This is a genomic window from Bradyrhizobium sp. AC87j1 (assembly GCF_002936975.1).
GTDB lineage: Bacteria > Pseudomonadota > Alphaproteobacteria > Rhizobiales > Xanthobacteraceae > Bradyrhizobium > Bradyrhizobium shewense.
Map to the genome: position 1 here is coordinate 24655 of NZ_PTFE01000040.1, position 24983 is coordinate 49637.

Genomic DNA, 24983 nt, shown 5'->3' on the forward strand with positions numbered 1-24983 from the left:
GCTTCGGGCAATGGTCCATCTGGACCGACAATGATCAACAGGACGTCAATCCATCGATCGGCAAGAGGACGACAATCATGCGTAGTTCGACGATATTTGCGACAATCATTGCTCTTTCGGCCGCCACTCCCGTGCTCGCCGACGACGTCAAGGTCGGAATCGGCATTTCCGGCTGGACCGGCTTCGCGCCGCTGACGCTGGCGAAGGAGGCTGGCATCTTCAAGAAGAACGGCCTCGACGTCACCATCAAGAAGATCCCGCAGAAGGACCGCCACCTCGCGATCGCGTCCGGCGACATCCAGTGCGCGGCGACCACGGTCGAGACCTGGATCTCCTGGAACGCCAACGGCGTTGCGACCAAGCAGATCTTCCAACTCGACAAGAGCTTTGGCGCCGACGGCATGGCCGTGCGCAACGATGTCGCCGCGATCAAGGACCTGAAGGGCAAGACCGTCGCCGCCTCCGCGCCCGGCACCTCGCCCTATTTCGCGCTGGCCTGGATGCTCAAGAAGAACGGTCTCACGGTGAAGGACGTCACCGTCGTCAACCTCGAGCCGGCCGCGGCCGCGCAGGCCTTCGTCTCCGGCCAGAACGATGCGGCGATGACCTATGAGCCGTATCTGTCGACGGTGCGCGCCGCGCCGGACAAGGGCAAGATCATCGCCACCACGCTCGACTATCCGATGGTCATGGACACGTTCGGCTGCACGCCGAAATTCCTGACGGAGAACCCCAAGGCCGCCAAGGCGCTTGCCGACAGCTATTTCGAGGCGCTCGACATGATCGCCAAGGACCAGGCCAAGGCCTACGAGATCATGGGCGCGGACGTGAAGCAGAGCGGCGAGCAATTCGGCAACTCGGCGAAATATCTGCGCTGGCAGGACAAGGCCGCGAACCAGAAGTTCTTCGCCGGCGACTTCCTGACCTTCAACAAGGAGGCTGCCGAGCTCCTGCTCGAGATCGGCATCATCAAGGCCGCGCCGAAGGTCGAGGATCTCTTCGACGCCAGCTTCATCAAGTAGCTTCTTCTAGCGCTGCCGGTCCCGTCTTGCGGCGGGGCCGGCATTTCTCTTCATCGCCCGGATAGACAGTGATGCGTCCCCTGGACCCTGTTACATCGAAGCAGCGCGTGGCCTACGGCCTTGCGTTCTTCGTGGTGTTCGTTGCCCTCTGGTCGTGGGCGACCTTTGGCGGCTATGTGTCGAAGACCTTTCTCGCCAACCCGCTCACGATGGTGCAGGAAGGTTATGACCTCCTCGCCAAGCAGGGCTTCATCTACGACATCGGCATGACGATCTGGCGCGTCGTCGGCGGCTTTGCGCTCGCCGCGACCATCGCGGTGCCGCTCGGCGTTCTCATGGGCGCCTACAAGCCGGTCGAAGCCTTCCTCGAACCGTTCGTCTCCTTCGCGCGCTATCTGCCTGCCTCCGCCTTCATTCCGCTTCTGATCCTGTGGGCCGGCATCGGCGAACTGCAGAAGCTGCTCGTCATCTTCATCGGCTCGGTATTCCAGGTCATCCTGATGATCGCGGTGACCGTCGGCGCAACGCGGCGCGATCTGGTCGAGGCAGCCTATACACTCGGCGCCAAGGACCGCGGCATCATCCGCCGCGTGCTGCTGCCCTCCTCCGCACCCGAGATCGCGGAAATCCTGCGGCTGGTGCTGGGCTGGGCCTGGACCTATGTCATCGTTGCCGAGCTGATCGGCTCGTCCTCGGGCATCGGTCACATGATCACCGACAGCCAGGCGCTGCTCAACACCGGACAGATCATCTTCGGCATCATCGTGATCGGGCTGATCGGCCTGCTCTCGGACTTCATGTTCAAGGCATTCAACGCCTGGCTGTTTCCGTGGAGGCTCGCATGACGATCCTCAAGGTCGAGCAGGTCTCGCGCACCTTCCCCGCTCGCCACGGCAACGCGCCGACCAAGGCGCTGGAGCCGACCGATCTCGTGATCGGCAACAACGACTTCGTCACCATCCTCGGCCCCTCCGGCTGCGGCAAGTCCACACTGCTGCGCATCGTTGCGGGGCTCGATCGTCCGACCAGCGGGCGGGTCACGCTCGACGGGCGCGAGGTCACCGGCCCCGGCGCGGATCGCGGCATGGTGTTCCAGTCCTACACGCTGTTTCCCTGGCTCACCGTGCGCGAGAACATCGCCTTCGGCCTGCGCGAGCGCGGCGTGTCCGAGGCGGAGCGCAACAAGATCGCCGACGCCTTCATCCGTCAGGTCGGCCTGTCCGGCTTCGAGAACCATTGGCCCAAGCAGCTCTCCGGCGGCATGCAGCAGCGCACCGCGATTGCGCGTGCGCTCGCCAATGATCCAAAAATCCTGCTGCTCGACGAGCCGTTCGGCGCGCTGGACAACCAGACCCGCGCATTGATGCAGGAGATGTTGCTCGGAATCTGGGAGCGCGACCAGAAGACCGTGCTGTTCGTGACCCACGACATCGAGGAAGCGATCTTCCTCGGCAGCCGCGTCATCGTCATGAGCGCGCGCCCCGGCCGCATCAAGGCCGAGATCACAGTGGACCTCCCGCATCCGCGCTCCTACAAGATCAAGACCACGCCGGAATTCGTCCAGCTCAAGGAACGGCTGGTCGAGGAGATCCGCACCGAGGCGCTGAAGGTTACTGAGCATGCCTGACAATCGTCCTTCCGCCGACGGCGCACGCGTCCTCGCCGATCTCAATGCGCTCCGCGCCATCGGCGCCTACAAGACCGGCGTGCACAAGCCGACCTTCTCCGAGCCGCACAAGCTCTCGCTCGACTGGCTGGTGCGCAAGCTGCCCGGCGCCGGCCTCGCCGCTTCGATCGACGGGATCGGCAACGTCTTCGGCACCAGCGCAAAGCCAGCGCCGAAACTGCTTGCCGGCTCGCATCTGGAGAGCCAGAATTTTGCCGGTTGGCTCGATGGCCCGCTTGGCGTCGTCTATGCGCTCGAGGCGGCGCGCGTGCTCAATGCCGATCCGACCGTCAAAGGCGCCGTGGAAGTCGCCGCCTGGTGCGACGAGGAAGGGCATTTCGGCAGCTTCCTCGGCTCGCGCTCCTATGTCGGCCAGGTGACTGAAGCCGAGATCGACGCTGCGCGCGACCGCACCAGCGGCCGCACCATGCGCGATGCGCTCGCCGAGATGGGGCTCGCCGGTCGCGCGCGCGTCGGCGTCGAGCCGGGCCGCCACGTCGGATATCTCGAGGCGCATATCGAACAGGGCGACACGCTCGAAAGCGGCAAGCTCGCGATCGGCGTCGTCACCTCCATCGTCGGCATCTGGCAGTACCGTATCAATTTCACCGGCGAGCAGAATCACGCCGGCACCACGCGCATGGCCGTGCGCAAGGATGCGGGGTTGGCGCTGGCCAAATTCTGCGTCGCGATCGACCAGCGTTTTCCTGATACCTGCGGTCCGCGCACGGTCTGGACCACCGGGCGCATCACGCTCGATCCCGGCGCGCCGAGCATCATTCCGGGCGGCGCCGAGATGCTGTTCCAGATCCGCGACGACGATCCGGCCGTCATTGCGCGGCTGGAGCATTTGCTGCGGACCATGGCGGACGAGGCCAGCGCGAACGGTCCCTGCAGCGTCACCGTCGAGAAGATTCGCACCGGCGCGCCCGCCATGATGAATCCCGGCTTTCAGGACGCAATCGAAGCCGCGAGCAAGGCACTGGCCGGCGGACGATCCATTCGCATGCCCAGCGGCGCCGGCCACGACGCGCAGATGCTGGCAACCGTCATGCCCGCCGCCATGCTGTTCGTGCCCTCGATCGGCGGCATCAGCCATCACTGGACCGAAAACACCGCCGACGCCGACATCGTCACCGGCGCGGAGGTGTATGTCGACGCCTGCCGGCGGATCCTTGCGGGTTAGAACGAGCCAGGAAGGCGCTGCGTCGGGGCTCGAGAGCGGAGTTATGACGCCCGCCCTCTCCACCGTCATTGCGAGCGAAGCGAAGCAATCCAGAGTCTCTCCACTGAGAGATTCTGGATTGCTTCGTCGCAAGCGCTCCTCGCAATGACGGAGTATGAGGTGACAGCTTGGTTCTCCAAGCGACGCCGTCATTCCCCGCGAAAGCGGGGAATCCAGTACGCCGCGGCTTCTCGATTCCGTCACAACTGCCTCTGGAATACTGGATCGCCCGCCTTCGCGGGCGATGACAGCGTGTGTGTGTGTGTGTGTGTGTGTGTGCCGCAGACATGCCTTCGCGTCCTCGCGGCGCATTTCGCCCGAGCTTTGCTTCATCTCGCTACCCTCATAGCCAAGAGGGCGCAGGGAAGGCCGGGTGCCGGCTCGCAGCCGCGGTCCGCTGCGCGAAAAGCACACGCAGAAAGAACCGCACGGCAGCATACAGGTGGTGCCGATCACTCGGCCTTCCCTGCGCGGTGGTCGGACGGCTTATGCCGTGATCTCCCGGGAGCCGACCATTCCTTCTGGCCTCCCTCGCCCCGCGAATTGGATGATGCAGTCTGCCCGGTTGGGCTCGCTCGCACCTCCGCGGAAGCTTGACCGTAGCAACGACGGCCAGGACCACACGGTTTTGCCGTACGCACGGCCCGCCATTTCGCCGCAGTTTTTCCAGCCCTGTCGACGGAGCCGGAAACTTGCAGACGAGACGAAGCCTAGCAGCGCCGCTCATCCGCACGAAGCCTCGGGCTCACAGGGACTACCCGCCCTGCCCGCGCCTCTCGTGCCGACGCTGCCGCGTCCACCGCAAGCCCGGCTCGCGATAGTGACGACACATGATCGCCCCTCTTGGATGAGCCGGGATGGGCGACACATACGCCGAAACCGAATTTCGGTAAAGTGGAATATTTTTAGCGAAGCGGATTGACAGAGCGCGACACAGGCACGATCGCGTAGCCCGGATGCAGCGCAGCGTAATCCGGGACGGTGCGAAATGCCGGGCGATCGGTCCCGGATTGCGCTTCGCTCCATCCGGGCTACACGCAGACGGTCTGCACCGGTTCCAACGATCGAATGCACATTGACCGAAGCGCCCCTGCAACCGCGGCACCTCATGCGCGCTACAGACATAAAGTCGCGACAATCGTCGGGCTTGTCGATCGTCCTGCCTGCTCTCCCGGAGTTTCCATGTCTTCCGCCGACCGGCCTTCGACCCGCCTTGCGACCCGGCTTGCCTTTCTTGTCGCGGGTTTCGGCATCTCGTGCTGGGCGCCGCTGGTGCCGTTCGCGAAGACGCGGCTCGGCGTCGATGACGGCGTGCTCGGACTGCTGCTCCTCAGCCTCGGCATCGGCTCGGTCATCGCGATGCTGGTGACCGGAATCGTGAGCGCGCGCTACGGCAGCAGGCCGATCATCATTGCCGGCGGGTTCGGGCTGGCGCTGGTCCTGCCCCTGCTCGCGATTGCGGCTACGCCCGCAACGCTGGCTCTGGCGCTTTTCGCATTCGGCGCCGCGCTCGGCTCGATCGACGTTGCCATGAACATCCACGCCGTGGAGGTGGAGCGCGCCGCGCACCGCCCGCTGATGTCCGGCTTCCACGCCCTGTTCAGCATCGGGGGTTTCGCCGGATCCGCGCTGATGACGGCGCTGCTCTCGCTGCAATTCGGAACGCTCGCCTGCACGCTGATTTGCTCCGTCCTGATGCTGATCGCGATGGTCGCGACCTCGCCGCGCCTGCTTCGCTCGGTGCAGGTGCAGGAGGGCCCGCTGTTCGTGCTGCCGCACGGATCGGTGCTGCTGCTCGCGCTGCTCGGCGCCATCACCTTCCTGGTCGAAGGTGCGATGCTCGATTGGGGCGCCCTGCTCGTCATCGGCGCAGGTCTCGTCACCGAGGCGCAAGGCGGCGCCGGCTATATCGTGTTCTCGATCGCGATGACTGCGGGCCGGCTCGGCGGCGACGCCGTCGTCGCGCGGATCGGCGACCGCACGACGTTGCTTTGGGGCAGCCTCATCGCGATCGCCGGTTTCGTGGTCCTGCTCACGGCGCCCATTGCAGCGGTCGCCATCGGCGGATTCCTGCTGATCGGGCTCGGCGCGTCGAATCTCGTGCCGGTGCTGTTCCGCCGGGCGGCGCGGCAGACGGTGATGCCCACGGGGCTTGCGGTCGCGGCGATCACGACCGCGGGCTACGCAGGAATCCTCATCGGCCCCGCCGGCGTCGGCTTCGTCGCACGTTTTGGCGGATTGCCCATGGCGTTCTGGCTACTGGCTGCGCTGATGGGTCTGGTCACGCTGACGGCACACATCGTCACAAAGGACCCGGGTAAGACCACGGCGACCTAACCCCTTCCATTTCCAGCATGATTCAGGCGAGGCCGAAGCCGACCCAAGCCATCTGCGCACGTCTGCCAGCCATGCTGCTTTCGGCCAGTTTACTGGACGCCTCGTTCTGCTAGACCAGAATAAAATACCTTTTGACTCCCGTTGCGGGGGGCAATGGCACGTGCCAGCTCACAATAACAACCAAGACTCGGCCATTTCATTCGGGCCATTTCGGCTGTTTCCCAAGTCCCGACTCCTGGAAAAGGAAGGGGAGCCGCTTCATGTCGGCGGCCGCGCGCTCGATATTCTCATCCTGCTTGCCGAGCGCCCCGGAGAAGTCATCGACAAGAGAGAGCTGGTCAAGCGCATCTGGGCCGAGGTGAATGTCGACGAGGGCAGTCTGCGCTTCCATGTCGCAGCGTTGCGCAAGGTGCTCGGCGATACCGGCAAATCGGCCCGTTATGTCCTCAATGTACCCGGCCGTGGCTATTGCTTTGTCGCCCCGTTCGTTCAAGCGCCCTCGCAGGTCGCGCCAGCTGCCGCCGAAATCATTCCTCCCCGCTCCCTGCCCGCCCAGCTTGCGAAGATGGTCGGACGCGAGGAGGTCATCGAGAAGATTTCGAACGGCCTGACGCTCTATCGCTTCATGACCCTGGTCGGTCCCGGCGGCATCGGCAAGACCGCCGTCGCCGTCACGGTCGGGCATCGCCGCTCGGCGGATTTCGACGGCCGCGTCTTCTTCGTCGATTTCGGTCCGCTGCGGGATGCGAGCCATGTCCCAACCAGCATCGCCGCCGTCCTCGGACTGACCGTCAGCGCGGAGGATCCGACGCCGGCCATTCTGACATTTCTGAAGACCGGACCGTCCCTGCTGATCTTCGACAGCTGCGAGCATGTGCTGGATACCCTGGCGCCTCTCGTTGAGCGCATCGTTCGCGAAGCGCCGCAGCTTCGGGTTCTCGCCACCAGCCGCGAGTCGTTCCGAAGCGAAGGCGAGCGGATCTTCCGGCTGTTTCCGCTGGATTGTCCGCCCGAGCGCGACGGCCTCGACGTCGCCGAGGTTCTCGCCTACCCCGCGGCTCAGCTCTTCGTCGAGCGCATCGCGCAGAGCTCCGGGCCGTTCCAGCTCAGCGCGGAAGAGGCGCCGCTTGTCGCCAGCATCTGCCGGCGCCTCGACGGCATTGCGCTGGCGATCGAACTCGCGGCGGGCCGTGTCAATGCGTATGGCATCGCCGGCACCGCCTCCCTGCTCGACAGCCGCTTCTCGCTGCAATGGCGGGGACGGCGCACGGCTGTCCCGCGGCACCAGACGCTCGCCGCCGCCCTCGACTGGAGCTACGACCTGCTGCCTCCGGCGGAAAGCGCCACCTTGCGACGATTGTCGGTGTTCGCAGGGCCGTTCGCGCCGGAGGCGGCCGCCGCGGTCGCGTCCGGCGATGGCCTCAGCACCTCGGCGACGCTGGAGGCGATCGACAGCCTGGTCACCAAATCGCTGATCTCGCCATCCGGCTCGCGGGCGCTGCGCTATCGCCTGCTCGACACCACGCGCACCTACGCGCTCGGGAAACTGAACGAGCTCGGCGAAGCCAGGCAGTTCGCGCGGCGTCATGCGGAGCACTTTCGCGACTTCTTCGAGCGCGCGGGGGCGGACACGTCGACGCCGCTGCCCGAATGGCTCGGCACCTATGGTGGGGAGCTCGACAATGTGCGCGCGGCGCTGGACTGGGCCTTCGCGCCCGACGGCGACACCAGGCTCGGCATTGCGCTGACGGCGGCCGCGGTCACCCTGTGGGTGCGTCTGTCGCTGTTCGCCGAATGCCGCGAGCGCAGCAGAACGGCACTGGCGGCGCTTGGAGACGACGGCGACAACGACCGCATCCGCATGCAGCTCCTGTCGGCACTCGGTTGGTCGCTGATGTATGGCGAGGGCCGCGCGCGCGAGGCGCGCCCGATCCTCGAGACGACGCTCGAGCTGGCTGAGAGCCTCGACGACAAGGACTTCCGGCTGCGGGCGCTCTGGGGCCTGTGCATCGACCAGTTCAACAACGGGCAATTCGGCAAGGCCCGCGGGCTCGCCGAGCGCTTTGCGAACGCGGCTGCGAATTCGCCCGACAGCACCGATCTTATGCTGGGCGACCGCCTGATGGCTGTCGCGTTGCATTATCTCGGGGACCAGGACGACGCGCGGCAGCGTATCGATCGGGTGAACGCCTCGCTGCATGTGCTGGTGGAGAAGCCAAAAATCTTCCCGCTCGATCTCAGGATATCGACGCAATATTTCCGGGCCCGCATCCTGTGGCTTCAGGGCCTCGCCGACCAAGCCCAGGCGCTCGCCGCCAAGAACATCGAGGAAGGCCGCGCCAACGGCCATGCGCTGACCTTCTGCAGCGTGCTGGGACAGGCCGCCTGCCCGATCGCGTTCTGGTCCGGCGATTTCGATGCCGCCGAGCGCCACGGCGCCGAGCTGCTCGAACACACCGAGCGCCACGGAATCCGGTTGTGGGGCCTATGGGCACGCGCCTTCAACGCCGCGGTCGTGGCCAGGCGCGGCGACATCGCCACCGGCCTGCCGCTCCTGCGCGAAGAGCTCAACCGCGCCGGCGATGCGCGCTTCCTGCCGCGCTTTCTCCCGCTGCTCGGCGAGCTCGCCGCGTGCTTCCTCGAAGCCGACCAGGTCGACCGTGGCCTCGACGTGATCGAAGACGTCCTGACCCGTTGCAACGACCGGCAGGAGCGCTGGTATCTGCCGGAGCTGCTCCGCATCAAGGGAGAATTGATGCTCAGAAGCGCGCGGCATTCGGAGCAGGCCGAGGCGCACTTTCGCGAGGCCATCGACATTGCCGTCGAGCAGGGCGCGCGCTTCTGGGAGCTGCGCTGCGCGACCAGCCTCGCGCGCGCCATGATCGGAGCCGGCCGGGGCGCGGAAGCTCGGGCGCTTCTCGACAACGTCTGCGGGACGTTTACCGAAGGCTCCGATATCGCCGACATGCGCATGGCCCGCGATCTGATCGCGCGATCGCGGGCCTGACGGCGCGGCGTCTCGATCTAGCCTCCCACCGCCGCAGCGCGGCGTGGCAGCTTCCAACCGGGCCGGATGAAGTGGCAGGTGTAACCGTCGGGATAACGTTCGAGATAGTCCTGATGCTCGGGCTCGGCCTCCCAGAAATCTCCTGCGGGCGCGACCTCGGTCACCACCTTGCCGGGCCACAGGCCGGACGCCTCGACGTCGGCAATGGTGTCTTCGGCGATCTTCTTCTGCTCATCGCTCGCATAGAAGATCGCGGAGCGATAGCTGGTGCCTCGGTCATTGCCCTGGCGATCGAGCGTGGTGGGATCGTGGATCTGGAAGAAGAACTCGAGCATGGTCCGGTAGCTGGTCTTGGCGGGATCGAACATGATCTCGATCGCCTCGGCGTGGCCTTCGTGGTTGCGGTAGGTCGCGTTTTTCACCTTGCCGCCGGTGTAGCCGACGCGTGTCGAGATCACGCCTGGCTGCTTGCGGATCAGATCCTGCATGCCCCAGAAGCAGCCTCCGGCCAAAACTGCGCGTTCCGTCGTCATTTGTACGCTCCTTGGTTTCGTCGAGATGCTTACCTTTGCTCTGCAACTGCACGCAAGCGCGGGTCATCCTTGTCGTCGTGGTATTCGAGGCCCAGCGGCCCGATCGCGCTCACCTGCGTAACGTACTCGCCGGACTTCGCCCAATGGAAATGCCAGGTCTCGCCAGGCAGCACGATAACACTGCCCGGCGGATAGGCTCTGACTTTATCGCCATCAAAACTCTCGCCAAGCCCGATGTAGAACACGCCCGACATGACCGTGTAGATGCGGTCCTCCGGATGCTTGTGCGGCATCAGCCTGGTGCCGCCGGGCACCTTGACCCGGACCACGTAAGGCCCGGGCTCGGCGGGATGTCCCACCATGACGGCCAACCGCGCGCCCGGCGGGAATGCCGGGAAGGGCTGCCATGCGATATCCTCGGGCAGGATCGCCCGGAACCTGTCCTCATCCGGCTGATGTTGGCGAGACGGATTTTGGCGAGACGGATTTTGGCGAGACATGGCAGCACTCCCTGCGTTCAGTCAGCCCAGCTTGGCGTCAAGCGTGATCGCGGCGTTGAGCACCTTCGACACCGGGCAGTTCTTCTCGGCCTCGCCGGCGATCTTGGCAAAACCGGCGTCGTCGAGGTTCGGCACCTTGGCGCGCAAGGTCAACGCGGACTTGCTGATCTTGAAGCCCTTGCCTTCGGGCTCCAGGGTCACGGCGGCTTCGGTCGAAAGCTCGTCCGGCGTGAAACCTGCCATCTGAAGACCAAAGGCCAGCGCCATCGTAAAACAGCCGGCATGGGCCGCAGCCATCAACTCCTCGGGATTGGTGCCCTTCTCGTTCTCGAAGCGCGTCTTGAATGAATAGGGCGTTTCACTGAGCACGCCGGATTCGCTCGAGAGCTGACCGTTGCCGTCGCGGCCCGTGCCCTTCCAAACTGCTTTTGCCTTGCGGATCATCTCAATTCTCCTCGTTTGTTTTTGCGCACCAACGCTCTGTACCGGTGGAAGGCGGCATCGGCGTGACCGCCTGCCGCCGCTCCAACCGGCCGAGCGTCGCAACGGTTCCGTTAGCTGCCGATCTGTCCAACGTGGAAGCCGAGCCGGTTCTCGACGTCCCCGGAGCGGTGGAAACCGCGCGCCATCAGCGCCTTGATCCTGGTCTGGCTCGCGGGGCGACCGAGCGCGGCCAGGAACGCGTCCCACTCCGGCTTGATTTCGGCGTCCGGCGGCAGGCTTGCGACATCGACAAGACGCTTGGTCTGGGCGATCGCCTCCTTGTCGAACGAGGCGATGCGCATCGCGAGTGCCTCGACGAAACCATCGAGCTCGGCATCCGGCAACGACCGGTTGACGTAACCGTAGCGTTCGGCGAGATCGCCATGGATGTCGTCGGCGCCGAGCAGCACTTCGAGCGCACGGCCGCGGCCCATCAGGCGCGGCAGCCGCGCCATCGGCCCGCCACCGGGCACGAGGCCCGCGCCGACCTCCCATTGCGACAGGATCGCCTTCTCGCGGCTGGCAAAACGCATGTCGCTTGCGAGCGCGAGCTCGCTGCCGACGCCGGTCGCGCGGCCCCGGATCGCGGCGATGGAGACGACCGGCGCGCGGCTGAGGCGCACCAGCATGTCTGGCAGCGCCTCGAGCCCGGTCGGCCCGCGCGGGATACGAAGCGACTCTTCCAGCGGCGCGAGGAAGTCGTAATGGGTGATGAAGAAGCCTTCGACGGCACTGTCGAACACCACGACCTTCACGTCCGGATCCGTCTCGATCCTGGTGACGATGTCGCCCAGCACCGGCAACTGCTTCGGGCCGAAAATATTCACCGGCGGCATGTCGAAGGTGACACGCCAGTAGGACGGCAGGCGGCGCTCGAGGTGGATCTGCTCGGTCGTAAAGGTGGGTTCGGGACGGTTCATTGCTTGCACTCCTGATGTATGGGTTCGCATCTCAGATCGATTGCCGCAGCGGACGGAACGCGGTGCGCACTTCCGCGGAGAACAGCGCCGGCTGCTCCCAGGCCGCGAAGTGTCCGCCCTTGTCGAGACGGTTGTAGTGGATCAGCTTGGGATAGGCCTTCTCGGCCCAGCTCCGCGGCGCGGCGTAGATCTCGTCCGGAAAGACGCTGACGGCGACCGGGATCTTGATGTGCTTGGGCGCGAAGAACACCAGCTTGTTCTCCCAGTACAGCCGCGCCGACGACACCGCGGTGTTGGTGAGCCAATAGAGCGTGATGTTGTCGACTACATCGTCGCGCGACAGCCCTTCCGTCCGGCCATCGAACACGCGCGCGATCATCGCGGCGCTGCGCGCATCGTGATCGAGCATCCAGGACGCGAGGCCCGCGGGCGAATCCACGAGGCCATTGAGCGTCTGCGGCCGGTTCGACATCTCGATCGCGTAGCCGAGACCGTGCTTGTAGAAATCATCGAGCTGGTCGTAGGCAAGGCGCTCGTCCGCCGGGAGGTTCGCCGGGCGCGTTCCGCCGGGTTGAAGCGCCTTGGCGATGTCGTCGGGGACGGTCGCGGGCATGTTGGTGTGGATGCCGAGCAATTCCGGCGGCGCGATCAGCGCCATCTGCTCCGTCACGGCATTCCCCCAATCGCCGCCTTGCGCGACATAGCGGTTGTAGCCGAGCCGCTTCATCAGCACGATCCAGGCCCGCGCGATGCGCTGGGGATCCCAGCCGAGCACCGTCGGCTTGCCCGAGAAGCCGTGGCCGGGGAGCGAGGGAATCACAAGGTCGAACGCGTCCGCGGCCTTGGCGCCGTGCGCGGTCGGATCGGTGAGCGGACCGACGATCTTCATCTGCTCGATGATCGAACCGGGCCAGCCATGCGTGACGATCATCGGCAGTGCATTCTCGTGCCGCGAGCGGACGTGAATGAAGTGAATGTCGACGCCGTCGATTTCGGTGACGAATTGCGGCAAGGCGTTCAACCGCGCTTCCAACCTGCGCCAGTCGTAGTCGCTCTGCCAGTAGCGCACGAGCTGCTGCACCGTCATCAGCTGCACGCCCTGCGACTGATCGGTGACGATCTCGCGATCCGGCCAGCGCGTTGCAGCCAGGCGCCGGCGCAGGTCGAGCAGATCCTGCTCGGGCACGCTGACCTGGAAGGGGCGGATGGCGCCGCCTGCGGTAGCCTTGGCCGGATGCAGCGGCAACAGGCTCGATACGCTGGCGGCAACCGCGGTCATCGCGGCCTGGCTCAGCAATTGACGGCGGTCGGGATTGAGGCTCTCAGTTCGTGCGTGCGCGGTCATGTTGGATCTCCCTTGCTTTGGTCGGCGACGTTGACCGAGTTCGAAATCAACGCGTCGGTTGGTGTGCAGAGAGATTGGCGCAGGCCCCGGCAATTTGCTCGTTATGGAGTGTTAGCCTGCGTTAGCCGTTGCGAGTCCGGTCGCTGCAAGAGCGCGATGACATCCGCGCAATACGACACCGCGCGCGACGACCAGGTCATCGCGCGCCGTGTCGGCCAGGATCGGAAGATGCCTTTCGTTGCAACTCAAGACGGCAGCGGCTGGCCGGCCTGCTCGCGGACGATGTAGTCGGCGTACCAGTCCGGCCAGTTGTCGTCGTGTCCGCCAGTCCGCGCCTCATGCTCGCCATGGGCCAGCGCCGCGCGACGCAGCGCTGCGGCCAGATCGGTCGCTGAGGCGAATGTCGTGCCGTCGCCTGCGATGCGTCCGGGCAATCGTGTCGTGACTTCCTGGAACAGCCAGCCATTGCCGTCGGGATCGCTGAACGCGGCGAATGAAGCATAGCTGCCGCGCTTCGGGTCAGCACCGCTGACTCGAACGCTGCCGAACAGATAGGGCTCGTCAGGCCCGGCATGAACGTCGCCGGCACCGTGAAATGCCTCGCTGACTTCGACACCGCGGTCGAGCAGGACCTGTCGTGCCGCCTCGAGATCGGAAACGACCAGATACAGGCCTCGCGCCGAGCCGGGCGCTGCGGCCGTGACGTTCGTGCCGAAGATCACCGAACAGGCCGAGCCCGGCGGCGTGAACTGGATCACGCGCCAGTCGTCGCCTGACGTGAAATCGGCGTCCAGTCGCCAGCCGAGACGCGTGTAGAACGCCTTGGCGCGGTCGACATCGGACACCGGGATCACGAGGACCTCGAGCTTCAAATCAACTCCGCGAGGTTTCGAGGGCTTGGTTTCAGCTTCGCGATTCATCTCGATCACAGCCATGTCCAACTCCTTGTTTCAAGCCGCGGGTCCGGGATCGACACCCGCTCTCAACGTCAGGACTATCGCGCAAACAACAGACCTTTGCCCGTTATGGCGTGTTAGGGTCCGCTAGCCGTTGTGAGGGAGGGTCACGCCGCAGCGATCGGCATCACGATGGTGACCCGCGTGCCGCCCTCCCCCGCCTCGCCCTGCAGCCGCGCATGGATGCTGCGTGCGAGTCCTTCGAGAATCCGGCTGCCGGTGCCCTGGAGCGGACCGGTCGCGCCGATGCCGTTGTCGGCCACCGTGCAGAGCCAGGCGCCGTCGCGCCGGGCCATGCCGATGCGGATCAGCGCACCATTCTTGTTCGGGAAAGCATGCTTTGCCGCATTCGTGACCAGCTCCGTCAGCATCAGCGCGAGCCGATGACACTGCGCCGCCGGCAATGTGCCGCTTTCGATCGCAGCCTCGCAGCGGATACCTGCCGGTTCCAGCACAGCCTCGGAGATCGGCTCGCACAGGCTTTCGAAGAATGCCGCTGCGGAGACGAACGGCAGATCGTCATGATCGGACAGAAGTTGATAGAGCCTGCCGAAGGCGACGATGCGCCGCTCGAGCCGGTCCACCGCCAGCGACATATCGCCTCTGCCCGCGCGCGTGAAATCGCGACGGACTGACGCACCCAGCAGGGTCAGCGTGTTCTTCATGCGATGGTGGGATTCCCGCAGCACGAGCTCCCAATCACGCGACTGATCATCGAGACCAGGTACAAATTGAGATCGAACGACATGGTCGTTCGGCCGAGCGCCGATCGCGGACATCATAGCCTCCCGTTGAAAATTGCGTCTAACTCGAAGGGCATACTGGATGCTGTTTGCGCCCGTTGCTCGTTAGACGTTGCAAGATTCTGTTATGATCACCGTCGCGCGACGAGTGAGATCCAGATCCGCCATCGCGGCCGGCGCATTGCCGAGATGTCCCGATCGCTCAGACCACTCGCGTTTAAGTTAGATTTGCGACGCTCCTCGCGTGATCGGCGATTGCGATGATCGCCACGCGATTTCGCCACTTTCGGCCAGTGTACTGGACGTCTCGTTCTGTTAGACCAAGACTGCACTTCAGCATTGTCACTGGAATAATTGGCCCGTGCCGGACACTAACGAGCAAGATTCGGTCATTGCCTTCGGGCCATTTCGCTTGTTCACGAAGTCGCGGCTGCTCGAGAAGGACGGCGCTCCGCTTCACCTCGGCGGCCGTGCGCTCGACATCCTCATTTTTCTCGCCGAGCGTGCGGGTGAGGTCGTCGACAAGCGGGAGCTGATCAAGCGCATCTGGGCCGACGTGAATGTCGACGAAGGCAGCCTGCGTTTCCACATCACGACGTTGCGCAAGGCTTTGAACGACAAGGCCTTGAACGATGCCGGCGAAGGCTCCCGCTACGTGATCAACGTCCCCGGGCGCGGCTATTGCTTCGCGGCCCCGCTGCTCCGGGCTGCGCCTTCGGAGAGCCGGACCAGCCTGCCCGCCGCTTCGCCCCGCTCGCTGCCCGCGCCACTCGCGAAGATGATCGGGCGTGACGATGCGGTCGAGAAGATCTCGGCCGAGCTTGCCCAGCATCGCTTCGTCACAATCGTCGGCCCGGGCGGAATCGGCAAGACGTCGGTCGCACTTGCCGTCGCGCATCGCGAGCTCGCGGCCTTCGATGACCAGGTATGTTTCGTCGATTTCGGCGCGCTGACGGATGTCCGGCTCGCTCCCGGCACGATCGCGGCCGCGCTGGGCCTGACCGTCAATGCCGACGATCCCGTGCCGAGCCTGCTGACGGTCCTGCGCAACCGGCGCATGCTGCTGGTGTTCGACAGTTGCGAGCATATCCTCGACGAGCTCGCCCCTCTGGCCGAGCGCATGGTCCGCGAGGCGCCGAAGCTGCATATTCTGGCCACCAGCCGCGAATCCTTTCGCACCGAAGGTGAGCGCGTCCACCGGCTGTTTCCGCTGGATTGCCCGCCGCAGCGCGAAGGCCTCGGCATCGCCGACATCCTTGCCTATCCCGCAAGCCAGCTCTTCGTAGAACGCATTGCCGAGAGCCTGAGCGAGTTCGAGCTCACCGAGGAGGATGCGCCGCTCGTTGCAGAGATCTGCCGGCGGCTGGACGGCATTGCCCTGGCGATCGAGCTCGCGGCCGGACGTGTCAACGCCTATGGCATTGCCGGGACCGCATCACTGCTGGACAGCCGCTTCTCGCTGCTGTGGCGGGGACGGCGCACCGCGATTCCGCGGCACCAGACCCTGAGCGCCGCGCTCGCCTGGAGTTACGATTTGCTGCCGCCGGCCGAGAGCGCGACCCTGCGCGGCTTGTCGGTGTTCGTCGGGCCGTTCACGCTGGAAGCCGCGCTTGCGGTCGCGTCCTGCCAGGGCATCAGCGAGGGCGAAGGTGTGGAAGCCATTTCCAACCTGCTCTCCAAATCCCTGATCGCGACCTCGCCGGCGGAGCGGCGACTGCGCTATCGCCTGCTCGACACCACCCGCGCCTTCATGGCGGACAAGCTCGTCGAGAATGGCGAAGCGGACCGCGTCGCGCGCGCCCACGCCGAATATTTCCGCGATTTCCTGCGCGACATTGCCCTCAAATCCACGGGCATGCAGAGCGCGGGCGGCTTCCTTCCCTATGCCGACCATTTGCCCAATGTCAGGGCTGCGCTGACCTTCAGCTTTTCGGACGGCGGCGACCGGACGATCGGCGTAGATCTGGCGGCCTCGGCGGCGCAATTCTTCCTCGAACTGACATTGCTGACGGAATGCTACCGATGGACCCAGCAGGCGCTGGCGTCCCTCGACACGAACGCCGTGGACAGCCGGCAGGAGATGACCCTGCAGGCCGCGCTCGGCGTTTCCGTGATGTTCACGCAAGGCAACACGGAAGCGGTCCGGTCGGCCTTCACGCGCAGTCTCGAGCTCGCCCGGCAGCTCGAGGACCTGCACTGGCAGCTCTGGCTGTTGCGCGGATTGCACATCTACCTGACCAGGGTCGGAGATTTTCACGGCGCGCTCGACACCGGCGAGCAGGGCGAGGGCGTTGCGCGCAAACTGAATGATTCCGCCGCCACGCTGAACGTCGATTGGATGCTCGGCGTCGCGCATCATTTAATCGGCAACCAGGACAAGGCGGTTCGGTTCTGCGAAAGCGCGATGGTGCACAATCCCGGCTCGCAACGACTGAATATCGGGCATCTCGGCTATGACGACCGCATCGTGGCGCTGGTTGCGCTGGCGCGCGGGCTCTGGCTCACAGGCCGGCCCGAGCGAGCGGTCGAGGTGGCCAGATACACGGTTCGCGAGGCCGAGCTGCTCGAGCAGCCGCTCACCCTCGGCATCTCCCTGATCTGGACGATCTACGTGTTCCTCTGGGTCGGCGACTGGGCCAGTGCCGAAATCCTGATCGAGCGGCTGATCGACCATTCAGCGCGGCACTTCCTCGGCCCCTATCACGCGGTCGGCATCGGCCAGAAGGGCGAGTTGCTGTTGCGCCGTGGCGACGTCGCGGGGGGTATCGAGCACCTCCGCCGCAGTCAGGCTACGTTGTACGCGACACGGCACCGCATCATGACGACGGTGTTTGCGACGGCGCTCGCGGAGGGTCTCGCCTCCCAGAACCAGCCCGACGAGGCCTTGCAGACGATCAACGAGGCGATCGCCCAGATTCCCGATCATGGCGAATCCTTCGACATGCCGGAGATGCTCAGAATCAAGGGTGACATCCTCGCCGGGTCGGGCAACGCTGTGGAGGCGGAGAGCACCTTGCGCAGATCGCTCGATCTGTCGCGGCGTCAATCCGCGGTCGGCTGGGAGCTTCGCGGGGCGATCAGCCTTGGCCGCATCTGGGAGCAGGCCGGCAAGGCCGCTGACGTCCGCGCTTTGCTCAACCCCCTCGTTGCGCGCTACCAGGAGGGCTTCCAGACCCGCGATCTGATCGCTGCCAGGGAGCTGCTGGGCACCCTGAATTGAGAGTATCTTCAACGAGATACTGCCATGCTGCCCGCTCGCAACTCCTAACAACTTCTAACACGCCAAGCCGCATGCGCCCCGCCATGGTGGAGACACTGCACGGTGGATGTGGCGGGACATGGCGCTTCTTGACGACGTAATCGATGCCAGCGGCGGAATGGCCCGCTGGAACAGCTTGAACCGGTTCACGCTCCACCTTTCCGTTGGCGGGACGCTGTTCTCCAGCGCCGGCCATGCCCGGGAATTCAAGGACGTGACCGCGGAAGGCTCGACCCGGACGCAATCGGTGCGCTTCACCGGCATCACCGGGGGTGAGCACTCCGGCTCCTTTCAACCGGATGCGATCACGATCGAGAGCCTGGATGGTGAGGTCCTGCGGTCCTGGCGTGACCCCAGCCTTGCATTTTCCGAGGTCGATCCACCGGCGCTTGCGGACGAGCTGCATCTCGTCTTCTTCTGCGGCGTCGCGATCTGGAGTTATCTGACCATTCCATTCCTGCTTGCCCACCCCGATGTCGTGATCGAGGAGCTGTCGCCCTGGCAGGAGAATGCCGAAACCTGGCGGCGGCTGCGGGCACAATTCCCGGCTCACCTGATGACGCTCGCGCCTGAGCAGATCTTCTATTTCGACGAGAGCGCCCTGCAGCGGCGGACAGATCACGATCTCTTCGGGATGAAGGTCGCACACTCCTCCTGGGCTCATGACAGCTTCGGCGGCATCGTGGTGCCGACACTTCGGCGCGCGCAGACATTGCGGCCCGATGGAACCGTGATTGCCAAGCCGGTGCTGATGGACGTCGAAATCTTCGACGCCGTCTTCGAATAGCGGTGACACGCCTGGTATCGCGGCTCTCTCAACGTCTAACAATACATAACGAGCCAACAGCCCGCCTTGAGCGCAGATTGGGTTTGCGAGCAACGAACGACGTGCTCGAACGAAACCCAGGCGACGCAACCACGCGTGTGGAATGCGTCAGCATAGCGAACGCACTCAGGGAGACAGTCATGAAGGTACTGATGGTTCTCACGTCCCACGATCAGCTCGGCAACACCGGACGCAAGACGGGCTTCTGGCTCGAAGAGCTTGCAGCTCCCTACTACATCTTCAGGGATTCCGGTGCGGAGGTCACGCTGGTCTCGCCCAAGGGCGGCCGTCCGCCGCTCGATCCCAAGAGCAACGAGCCCGAATTCCGCACCGACCTGACGGTGCGCTTCGAGCAGGACGCGGCTGCGGAGGCGCAGCTCGACAGGACCCTTCGCCTCGACAGCATCAGGCATGAGGAATTCGACACGCTGTTCTATCCCGGCGGCCACGGTCCGATGTGGGACCTCGCCGAAGACCCGAACTCCATCAAGCTCATCGAGTCCTTCTTTGCCGCCGGCAAGCATGTCGGGATCGTCTGTCATTCCCCCGCCGCGCTGCGCCACGTCAAGACGCCGGACGGCAAGCCGCTGGTGCAGGGCAAGGAGGTGACCGGCTTCACCAACGGCGAGGAGGAGGCAGTCGGCCTCACCAAGGTGGTGCCGTTCCTGGTCGAGGACGAGATGCTCCGCCTCGGCGCCACCTTCTCGAAGAAGGCCAACTGGACGCCTCACGTCGTCAGCGACGGCCTGCTGATCACGGGCCAGAACCCGCATTCGTCGGGTCCGGCCGCGCAGGCGCTGCTGGCTGCTCTCGCGGGCAAGCCGATGGCGAAGGCTTCGTAAATCACAGCTGCGGCCATGGCTCGGGAGACGCCTGCGATGGTGCCTCCCGACGCCGCAGCACTTTCCACAAATCCTCACGCTACGTGCAAGAGCAATGACATGAGCATTCCAGCCGCACTCGCCCTCTCCGCCGCAATGGCCTGCGCCGTCGTGCAAGCCTCGGCACAGGAATTGCGATCCAGCCGTCGCTCGATCAGCTATCACACCATCGATATCGGCGGTCTCAAGACCTTCTATCGCGAGGCCGGCTCCCCCGACGCCCCGTCCGTGCTGCTGCTGCACGGCTTTCCGTCCTCGTCGCGGATGTGGGAGCCCTTGCTGCCGCTGCTCGCCGACAAATATCACGTGATCGCACCGGACTATCCCGGCTTCGGCAACAGCAGCGCGCCGCCGCCGTCCGATTTCACCTATACGTTCGACAACATCGCCGGCGTGATCGGGGAGCTCACGACCAAGCTCGGTCTCAGCAACTACGTCCTGTTCATGCAGGACTATGGCGGCCCGGTCGGCTTCCGCATGGCGCTGGCGCATCCTGAACGTGTCCGCGGGATCATCATCCAGAATGCCGTGTCGCACGAGCAGGGTTTGAGCCCGCTATGGGAAGCGCGTCGCAAATATTGGGCCGATCCGGCCCACGAGCTCGAGGCGCTCAAGGCCAATTTCACCTCGCTGGCGGCGACGCGGCAGCGGCATCTCGGCTCCAGCCCGCACCCCGAACGTTACGACCCCGATACCTGGAGCGACGAATACGCCTTCCTGACGCGTCCGGGACAGGCCGAGATCCAGACCACGCTGTTCCTGGACTACCGGACCAACGTCGCCTCCTATCCGAAATGGCAGGAATGGTTGCGCAAGATCCGGCCGTCGACGCTGGTGGTCTGGGGCAAATACGATCCGTCCTTCGCGGTCGCCGGCGCGTCGGCCTATCGCGACGACGTTCCGGATGCGGAGGTTCACATCCTGGAAGCGGGCCATTTCGCGCTGGATGAAGCCACCGACGAGATCGCTTCGCGCGTTCGCGACTTCCTTGCGCGACTGGACGGACACAAGGGCTGAACAGCAACCGCGTGGCGGATCGCTACGGGGCGCCGTCGCTGTTCGGCTTGATCAGGCGGAAGGCGGATTCAGCATGAGCCGAGCGTCCCTGAGATCGGCGGTCTCAAACCCTTCGGTGAACCGCGCGTACGTCTTGGCGAGGTGTTCGCGCGGACCTCGCTCGCGCAGCCGCGCCAGCGACATCTCGGTTCGCAGCCGCCAGGACAGCGCGCCCTGTTGCTCGGCGAGCTCCGCCGACGCGACGAGACTTGCCTCGGCCGCGTCGAGGTTTCCGCTCTGCACCTCGAGCTCTCCGCGCAGACGCAGCAGCTCCGGCATGTCGAAGGCGCCGCCTTCCTGCTCGACGCGGTCAATGGTTTCGTGAAGGACTTGAGCGCCTTCCGCCAAGCGCCCCAACGAGACCAGCCCGGAAGACAGATCCGCGGCGAACGCCGACATATAGAGCTCGTAGCGATCCGCGTGCAGACGCGGAAGCGCGCTCCGCAACAAGTCGATGCCGCCAATGGCCTCGCCGTGGGCGATCATGGTCTGCGCCCGAAACCCGGTCGCAACGGCTTCGTAGGGGACGAGCCCGTGCATGCTCGCATGCGTCGCCAGGCGAGTGCTCATGGTCTCGACGGCGGACCAGTCGCCGACCCAACCGAACACCGAGGCGGACCAGCACAGCGCGATACAATGCATGACCACGTCGCGCGGCGCTGACGCGCCGACGAGCGGGAGGACACATTCGAGCGCGCGATCGGGATAGCCCCGCAGCCACAACACGCGCGCGAGCGGAATTTGCGGCGTACGCGAATAGGCGAAATGTCCGGGTTGCGTGCCCCGCAGCGCGGCGTCGTCGCGCATGCCCTCGTCGAGATGAGCTTGCGCCTCGGCCTGGTCGCCGGCAAGGTGATAGGACACGCCGAGAAGCGCCTTGCTGCCGGCAATGCCCGCCGTATCGCCGATCAGGCGCGCTATCCGCTCGGCGTGACGCGCAGTCGGCACCAGATGCCGGTAGCCACCGGTCCGGCGGTAGAACATGTTCAGTCGCGACAGCAGCCTGAACGTGTTGGCGTGATCGCCGAGCGCTTGCGCGATCTCCAGCCCGCGCCTGAGCGCCGCTTCCGCCTGCTCGCTGTTGCGCTCGGTGAACATGAAGGCGTGACCGAGCGTCGACTGAAGCTCGAGCTCCCATCGGCCGCCACGATCGGCGTCGTCGAGCATTGCGAGCGCCCGATCGGACCAGATGCGTGCTTCGTTCAGCAAATTGAGCTCGACGAACAGCCCCGTGCAACTGCTGGCAAGCGGCACGCGCAAATCAGCGCCGTCATCATTGGCGTAGCTCCATGCCAGCGCCGCGCGGGCATCGGCGAGCAGGCCCACCCGCTCCTGCGAGCGGGACACCTGGCCGCTGCCGCCCTGCGCCGTCAGGCCGGCTTCAAGCGTGCGTTGAACATAACAAGCGTGACGGCGAGCGATGACGCTCGCCTCACCGCCATCCGCCAGCTTCTGCATGGCATAGGCACGGGTGGCATCCAGCAGGCGATAGCGCCGCGATGCGCCGTCCGGCTGTGAGGACACCAGAGACTTGGCCACGAGTTGCTCCAGCGCGTCGATAACGCGATCCTCCGGCGTTGCCTCCTTGGCCGCCACCGCTATTGCGCCCTTCAGGGTGAAGTGACCTGCGAAGACGGCGAGCCGCTGGAACACGATGCGCTCGTTCTCGCCGATCAGGCCGAAACTCCAGTCGAGCGTGGCACCGAGCGTCTGCTGCCGCGGCGGCGCCGTTCGCCGCCCGCGCCATTCCAGCTGCAGGCGGCTGTCGAGCAGCGCCGCCATCTCGCGCAGCCCGTAGAGGCCGACGCGCGCGGCGGCAAGTTCGATCGCGAGCGCGATGCCGTCGAGCTTGCCGCAGATCTGCACCAGGACTTCCGCATCCTCGTCGGTGAGATCGTCGCGATGCCCCGCCGCATTGGCGCGGTCGACGAACAGGCGCGCCGCCGGATAATTCAGCACCTCGCCGGCGCTGAGGCGTGTGCCTTGCGGCGGGCCGGGCAGCGGAGCAAGTTCGAAAATCTGCTCGCCAGCCACCAGCAGCGACTCGCGGCTGGTGGCGAGGATGGCGACGCCGGGCGCCTCGCGGTGAATGTCTTCTGCGAGACGTGCGACCGCGTCGATGACGTGCTCACAGCTGTCGAGAACGAGAAGCAGCCGCCGCCCGCGCAGGAAATTGACGATGCTGTCACTCGGATCGTTGTGATGCACGACGAGGCCCAGCGCGGCGGCAACCGTGCTCGCTACCAACGCGGCATCCTTGAGCGGACCGAATTCGAGGAAGTGGACGTTGCCCTCGAACCTGTCGCACAGGTCATGCGCGAGCGCGACCGCAATGGTGGTCTTGCCGATGCCGCCTGGCCCGCGCAGCGTGACGAAACGATCGCGGAGCAGGCGCGGCGCCAATTCGGCCACGATTTCGTCCCGCCCGACCATCCGATCCAGACGCTGTGGCAGAGACGGTGACGGCGTCACCTTTTCGGCCGGCCGCGCCGTGAGCGCAGGCGGCTCCGCGCGTGGGCCACGCTGCACCGGTGCGACGAAGCAGTAACCCCGGCTCGGAATGTTGGTGATGTAGCGGACACCGTCCTTGCCGTCGCCGAGCGCTTTGCGCAGCTCCGCGACATGAACCCGCAGGCTGATCTCCTCGACGGAGAGTCCGGACCACGCGTAGCTGAGAATCTCGTTCTTTGGGACCACCTCGCCGGCACGGCTGACGAGCAGGCGCAAAATATCCATCGCGCGGCTGCCGAGCTTGACCGGCACCCCGTCCTTCTCCAGCAGCCGCGAGCGCAGCAAAAACGGCCCGAACGAGACGGCATCGAGGTCAAGGATCGTTCCGGCGCCGCCGCTGCGGGGGCCATGTCCTGCCGTGAGGTCGGTCACATCTTGCTCATCTTGACGACTGCTTCCTCGAAACGCGCGGGGACTATACCCGGCACCGATGCGAGGTCCAGCGAAGGCCCTGCGCGGATCTCACACCGGCACGTCGATCGCCACGCGATCCTCCTTGAGGTCCCCTCAAACAGGGGCAGCCGGGCAAATCTCTGACAAATTGAACATAATCAAGGTCTGCGGCGGGCTGTCGCACCTGGTGCACACGCACAAAATCTAACAGATCCTAATCACCACTAACGGGCGTCCTGGCCAGCTCACGCCTATCCTCCGAGCATGGAAAGTATTGGGTTTGCGCGTTTGCCGGTCGTTGCAAACCGCGGCAAAGCCAGGAGAGGACGAGCGATGTCGAACAATTTGCACGCGGCCCATGCCTGGATCGATTTTCCGGCCGGCTCGCGGGATCACGAGGTTCTTCGCCCGACGCAGGTGATCGCCCGGGAGAGCCAATGGCGTCAGATCGATCGCACTCCGGACGGCGCGATCGAGGATATCACGATCTCGCGATGGGAGGACACGCGGAGCAGCTCGTCGCACGAGACGACGACGCCGGACGATCGCTATTTCATCGGCATCGCCCTGAAGACCACGCGCGCGAAGCTGACACGGGACCGCCAGATCATTTTCGACGGCACCATGCCTGCGGGGACGCTCTATGTCACCGCTCCGTCGAAATCTCTCGGCGTGCAATTCCAGTCGCCATGCGCCTTCCTGCACGTCCACATCTCCACGGATCATCTTCCGGCCCATGTCGTTGCGACTGACGGGCTCAATGATCTCGTGCTGCTCCGCGATCCGCTCGCAGCCGAGCTTGCCAAGGCGCTGATCGAGCAGAATGATGCCAAAGACCGGCGTTTCACGCAGTGCATCGGCCGGACCCTGGCGATGCATCTCACTCGGATGGAGTTGCCGCGCGTCAGGGTCAACGCCTTGCCGAAATGGCGGCTGCGGCGTGTCGAGCAATATATCGCCGATCATTTCCACCGCGGCATCAGCCTGTCCGAGCTTGCCAATGTCGCCGGCCTGTCCCGGATGCACTTTGCGGCACAATTCCGCGCCGCGACCGGTTACCGTCCCCGCGAATATCTGCTCAATCACCGGACCGAGCAGGCGAAGACGCTGCTTGTAAGCACCGAGCGGCCATTGGCGGAGATCGCGCTTGCCGTGGGCTTCAGCACGCAGGCCCATTTCTCGACCGTGTTCAAGCGCATCAGCGGCGAGTCACCGGCACGCTGGCGCCTCGCCAGCAGGGGTGAGCGGCTCGAGGTCGAAGCGCCGCCGCGGCGGCGTCCTTCCCCGCAGATCGGTTGGATCGCCAGCGCCGCGGCGTAG

General features: G+C 65.1%; 19 protein-coding genes. 11 read left to right on the forward strand and 8 right to left on the reverse strand.

Features of this window, described 5'->3' with window-relative positions:
• Positions 1 to 77 precede the first annotated feature (77 nt).
• From CV770_RS21035 to CV770_RS21065, 6 genes are all read left to right on the forward strand, one after another.
• Positions 78 to 1022, forward strand: coding sequence for an ABC transporter substrate-binding protein (locus CV770_RS21035; RefSeq protein WP_104463706.1), 945 nt, complete (start codon positions 78 to 80; stop codon positions 1020 to 1022).
• 71 nt (positions 1023 to 1093) lie between these two features.
• Positions 1094 to 1867: an ABC transporter permease gene (locus tag CV770_RS21040; RefSeq protein WP_104463680.1), complete on the forward strand. Its 774-nt coding sequence runs from the start codon at positions 1094 to 1096 to the stop codon at positions 1865 to 1867.
• Complete coding sequence (locus tag CV770_RS21045) at positions 1864 to 2649, forward strand: ABC transporter ATP-binding protein (RefSeq protein WP_165637583.1); 786 nt, start codon at positions 1864 to 1866, stop codon at positions 2647 to 2649. The genes CV770_RS21040 and CV770_RS21045 overlap by 4 nt, the downstream gene beginning before the upstream one ends.
• Positions 2642 to 3874 carry a Zn-dependent hydrolase gene (locus CV770_RS21050; protein WP_104463681.1) on the forward strand — a complete coding sequence of 411 codons (1233 nt, stop codon included), beginning with the start codon at positions 2642 to 2644 and terminating at the stop codon, positions 3872 to 3874. Before CV770_RS21045 ends, CV770_RS21050 begins: the two co-directional genes overlap by 8 nt.
• A gap of 1221 nt (positions 3875 to 5095) precedes the next feature.
• Complete coding sequence (locus CV770_RS21060) at positions 5096 to 6250, forward strand: MFS transporter (protein ID WP_201759958.1); 1155 nt, start codon at positions 5096 to 5098, stop codon at positions 6248 to 6250.
• Positions 6251 to 6410: 160 nt separating this feature from the next.
• Positions 6411 to 9257: an ATP-binding protein gene (locus CV770_RS21065; protein WP_104463683.1), complete on the forward strand. Its 2847-nt coding sequence runs from the start codon at positions 6411 to 6413 to the stop codon at positions 9255 to 9257.
• 17 nt (positions 9258 to 9274) lie between these two features.
• On the opposite strand, the gene msrA is transcribed toward CV770_RS21065, so the two are convergent.
• The 7 genes from msrA to CV770_RS21100 form a co-directional block, all read right to left on the reverse strand.
• The gene (msrA, locus tag CV770_RS21070) at positions 9275 to 9790 is read right to left on the reverse strand and encodes a peptide-methionine (S)-S-oxide reductase MsrA (protein ID WP_104463684.1); all 516 of its coding nucleotides are present in this window, start codon (positions 9788 to 9790) and stop codon (positions 9275 to 9277) included.
• A gap of 29 nt (positions 9791 to 9819) precedes the next feature.
• A complete protein-coding gene (locus tag CV770_RS21075) occupies positions 9820 to 10290 on the reverse strand; it encodes a cupin domain-containing protein (protein ID WP_104463685.1) in 471 nt (156 codons plus the stop codon).
• Between the two features lie 21 nt (positions 10291 to 10311).
• Complete coding sequence (locus CV770_RS21080) at positions 10312 to 10734, reverse strand: OsmC family protein (RefSeq protein ID WP_104463686.1); 423 nt, start codon at positions 10732 to 10734, stop codon at positions 10312 to 10314.
• 110 nt (positions 10735 to 10844) lie between these two features.
• Positions 10845 to 11693 (reverse strand): enoyl-CoA hydratase/isomerase family protein, encoded by an 849-nt coding sequence (locus CV770_RS21085; protein WP_201759959.1) that lies wholly within the window; start codon positions 11691 to 11693, stop codon positions 10845 to 10847.
• A gap of 31 nt (positions 11694 to 11724) precedes the next feature.
• Positions 11725 to 13038, reverse strand: a complete 1314-nt coding sequence (locus CV770_RS21090; protein ID WP_104463688.1) for an epoxide hydrolase family protein — start codon at positions 13036 to 13038, stop codon at positions 11725 to 11727.
• 245 nt (positions 13039 to 13283) lie between these two features.
• Positions 13284 to 13973: a VOC family protein gene (locus CV770_RS21095; protein WP_104463689.1), complete on the reverse strand. Its 690-nt coding sequence runs from the start codon at positions 13971 to 13973 to the stop codon at positions 13284 to 13286.
• 128 nt (positions 13974 to 14101) lie between these two features.
• The gene (locus CV770_RS21100; RefSeq protein ID WP_104463707.1) at positions 14102 to 14773 is read right to left on the reverse strand and encodes a sensor histidine kinase; all 672 of its coding nucleotides are present in this window, start codon (positions 14771 to 14773) and stop codon (positions 14102 to 14104) included.
• Positions 14774 to 15098: 325 nt separating this feature from the next.
• On the opposite strand from CV770_RS21100, the gene CV770_RS21105 reads away from it, so the two are divergent.
• The 4 genes from CV770_RS21105 to CV770_RS21120 all read left to right on the forward strand — a co-directional run bounded on the left by CV770_RS21105 (position 15099) and on the right by CV770_RS21120 (position 20720).
• Positions 15099 to 17957 (forward strand): ATP-binding protein, encoded by a 2859-nt coding sequence (locus CV770_RS21105; protein ID WP_104463690.1) that lies wholly within the window; start codon positions 15099 to 15101, stop codon positions 17955 to 17957.
• 118 nt (positions 17958 to 18075) lie between these two features.
• Positions 18076 to 18783 (forward strand): hypothetical protein, encoded by a 708-nt coding sequence (locus CV770_RS21110; RefSeq protein ID WP_091963153.1) that lies wholly within the window; start codon positions 18076 to 18078, stop codon positions 18781 to 18783.
• 179 nt (positions 18784 to 18962) lie between these two features.
• Entirely contained in the window at positions 18963 to 19664 is a 702-nt protein-coding gene (locus CV770_RS21115; protein WP_104463691.1) for a type 1 glutamine amidotransferase domain-containing protein, read from the forward strand.
• A gap of 99 nt (positions 19665 to 19763) precedes the next feature.
• Positions 19764 to 20720, forward strand: a complete 957-nt coding sequence (locus tag CV770_RS21120; RefSeq protein ID WP_104463692.1) for an alpha/beta fold hydrolase — start codon at positions 19764 to 19766, stop codon at positions 20718 to 20720.
• A 51-nt stretch (positions 20721 to 20771) separates the two neighbouring features.
• On the opposite strand, the gene CV770_RS21125 is transcribed toward CV770_RS21120, so the two are convergent.
• On the reverse strand, positions 20772 to 23642 hold the full coding sequence (locus tag CV770_RS21125; protein WP_104463693.1) for an ATP-binding protein: 2871 nt from the start codon (positions 23640 to 23642) through the stop codon (positions 20772 to 20774).
• A gap of 354 nt (positions 23643 to 23996) precedes the next feature.
• Between CV770_RS21125 and CV770_RS21130 the strand changes: the two genes are divergently transcribed.
• Positions 23997 to 24983: a helix-turn-helix domain-containing protein gene (locus tag CV770_RS21130; protein ID WP_104463694.1), complete on the forward strand. Its 987-nt coding sequence runs from the start codon at positions 23997 to 23999 to the stop codon at positions 24981 to 24983.

Excerpts from the sequence above, each read along its gene's own strand:
- CV770_RS21035 (WP_104463706.1), top strand. The coding sequence starts at position 78 with ATGCGTAGTTCGACGATATTTGCGACAATCATTGCTCTTTCGGCCGCC.
- CV770_RS21040 (WP_104463680.1), top strand. The coding sequence starts at position 1,094 with ATGCGTCCCCTGGACCCTGTTACATCGAAGCAGCGCGTGGCCTACGGC.
- CV770_RS21045 (WP_165637583.1), top strand. The coding sequence starts at position 1,864 with ATGACGATCCTCAAGGTCGAGCAGGTCTCGCGCACCTTCCCCGCTCGC.
- CV770_RS21050 (WP_104463681.1), top strand. The coding sequence starts at position 2,642 with ATGCCTGACAATCGTCCTTCCGCCGACGGCGCACGCGTCCTCGCCGAT.
- CV770_RS21060 (WP_201759958.1), top strand. The coding sequence starts at position 5,096 with ATGTCTTCCGCCGACCGGCCTTCGACCCGCCTTGCGACCCGGCTTGCC.
- msrA (WP_104463684.1), bottom strand. The coding sequence starts at position 9,790 with ATGACGACGGAACGCGCAGTTTTGGCCGGAGGCTGCTTCTGGGGCATG.
- CV770_RS21075 (WP_104463685.1), bottom strand. The coding sequence starts at position 10,290 with ATGTCTCGCCAAAATCCGTCTCGCCAAAATCCGTCTCGCCAACATCAG.
- CV770_RS21080 (WP_104463686.1), bottom strand. The coding sequence starts at position 10,734 with ATGATCCGCAAGGCAAAAGCAGTTTGGAAGGGCACGGGCCGCGACGGC.
- CV770_RS21085 (WP_201759959.1), bottom strand. The coding sequence starts at position 11,693 with ATGAACCGTCCCGAACCCACCTTTACGACCGAGCAGATCCACCTCGAG.
- CV770_RS21090 (WP_104463688.1), bottom strand. The coding sequence starts at position 13,038 with ATGACCGCGCACGCACGAACTGAGAGCCTCAATCCCGACCGCCGTCAA.
- CV770_RS21095 (WP_104463689.1), bottom strand. The coding sequence starts at position 13,973 with ATGGCTGTGATCGAGATGAATCGCGAAGCTGAAACCAAGCCCTCGAAA.
- CV770_RS21100 (WP_104463707.1), bottom strand. The coding sequence starts at position 14,773 with ATGTCCGCGATCGGCGCTCGGCCGAACGACCATGTCGTTCGATCTCAA.
- CV770_RS21110 (WP_091963153.1), top strand. The coding sequence starts at position 18,076 with ATGGCGCTTCTTGACGACGTAATCGATGCCAGCGGCGGAATGGCCCGC.
- CV770_RS21115 (WP_104463691.1), top strand. The coding sequence starts at position 18,963 with ATGAAGGTACTGATGGTTCTCACGTCCCACGATCAGCTCGGCAACACC.
- CV770_RS21120 (WP_104463692.1), top strand. The coding sequence starts at position 19,764 with ATGAGCATTCCAGCCGCACTCGCCCTCTCCGCCGCAATGGCCTGCGCC.
- CV770_RS21130 (WP_104463694.1), top strand. The coding sequence starts at position 23,997 with ATGTCGAACAATTTGCACGCGGCCCATGCCTGGATCGATTTTCCGGCC.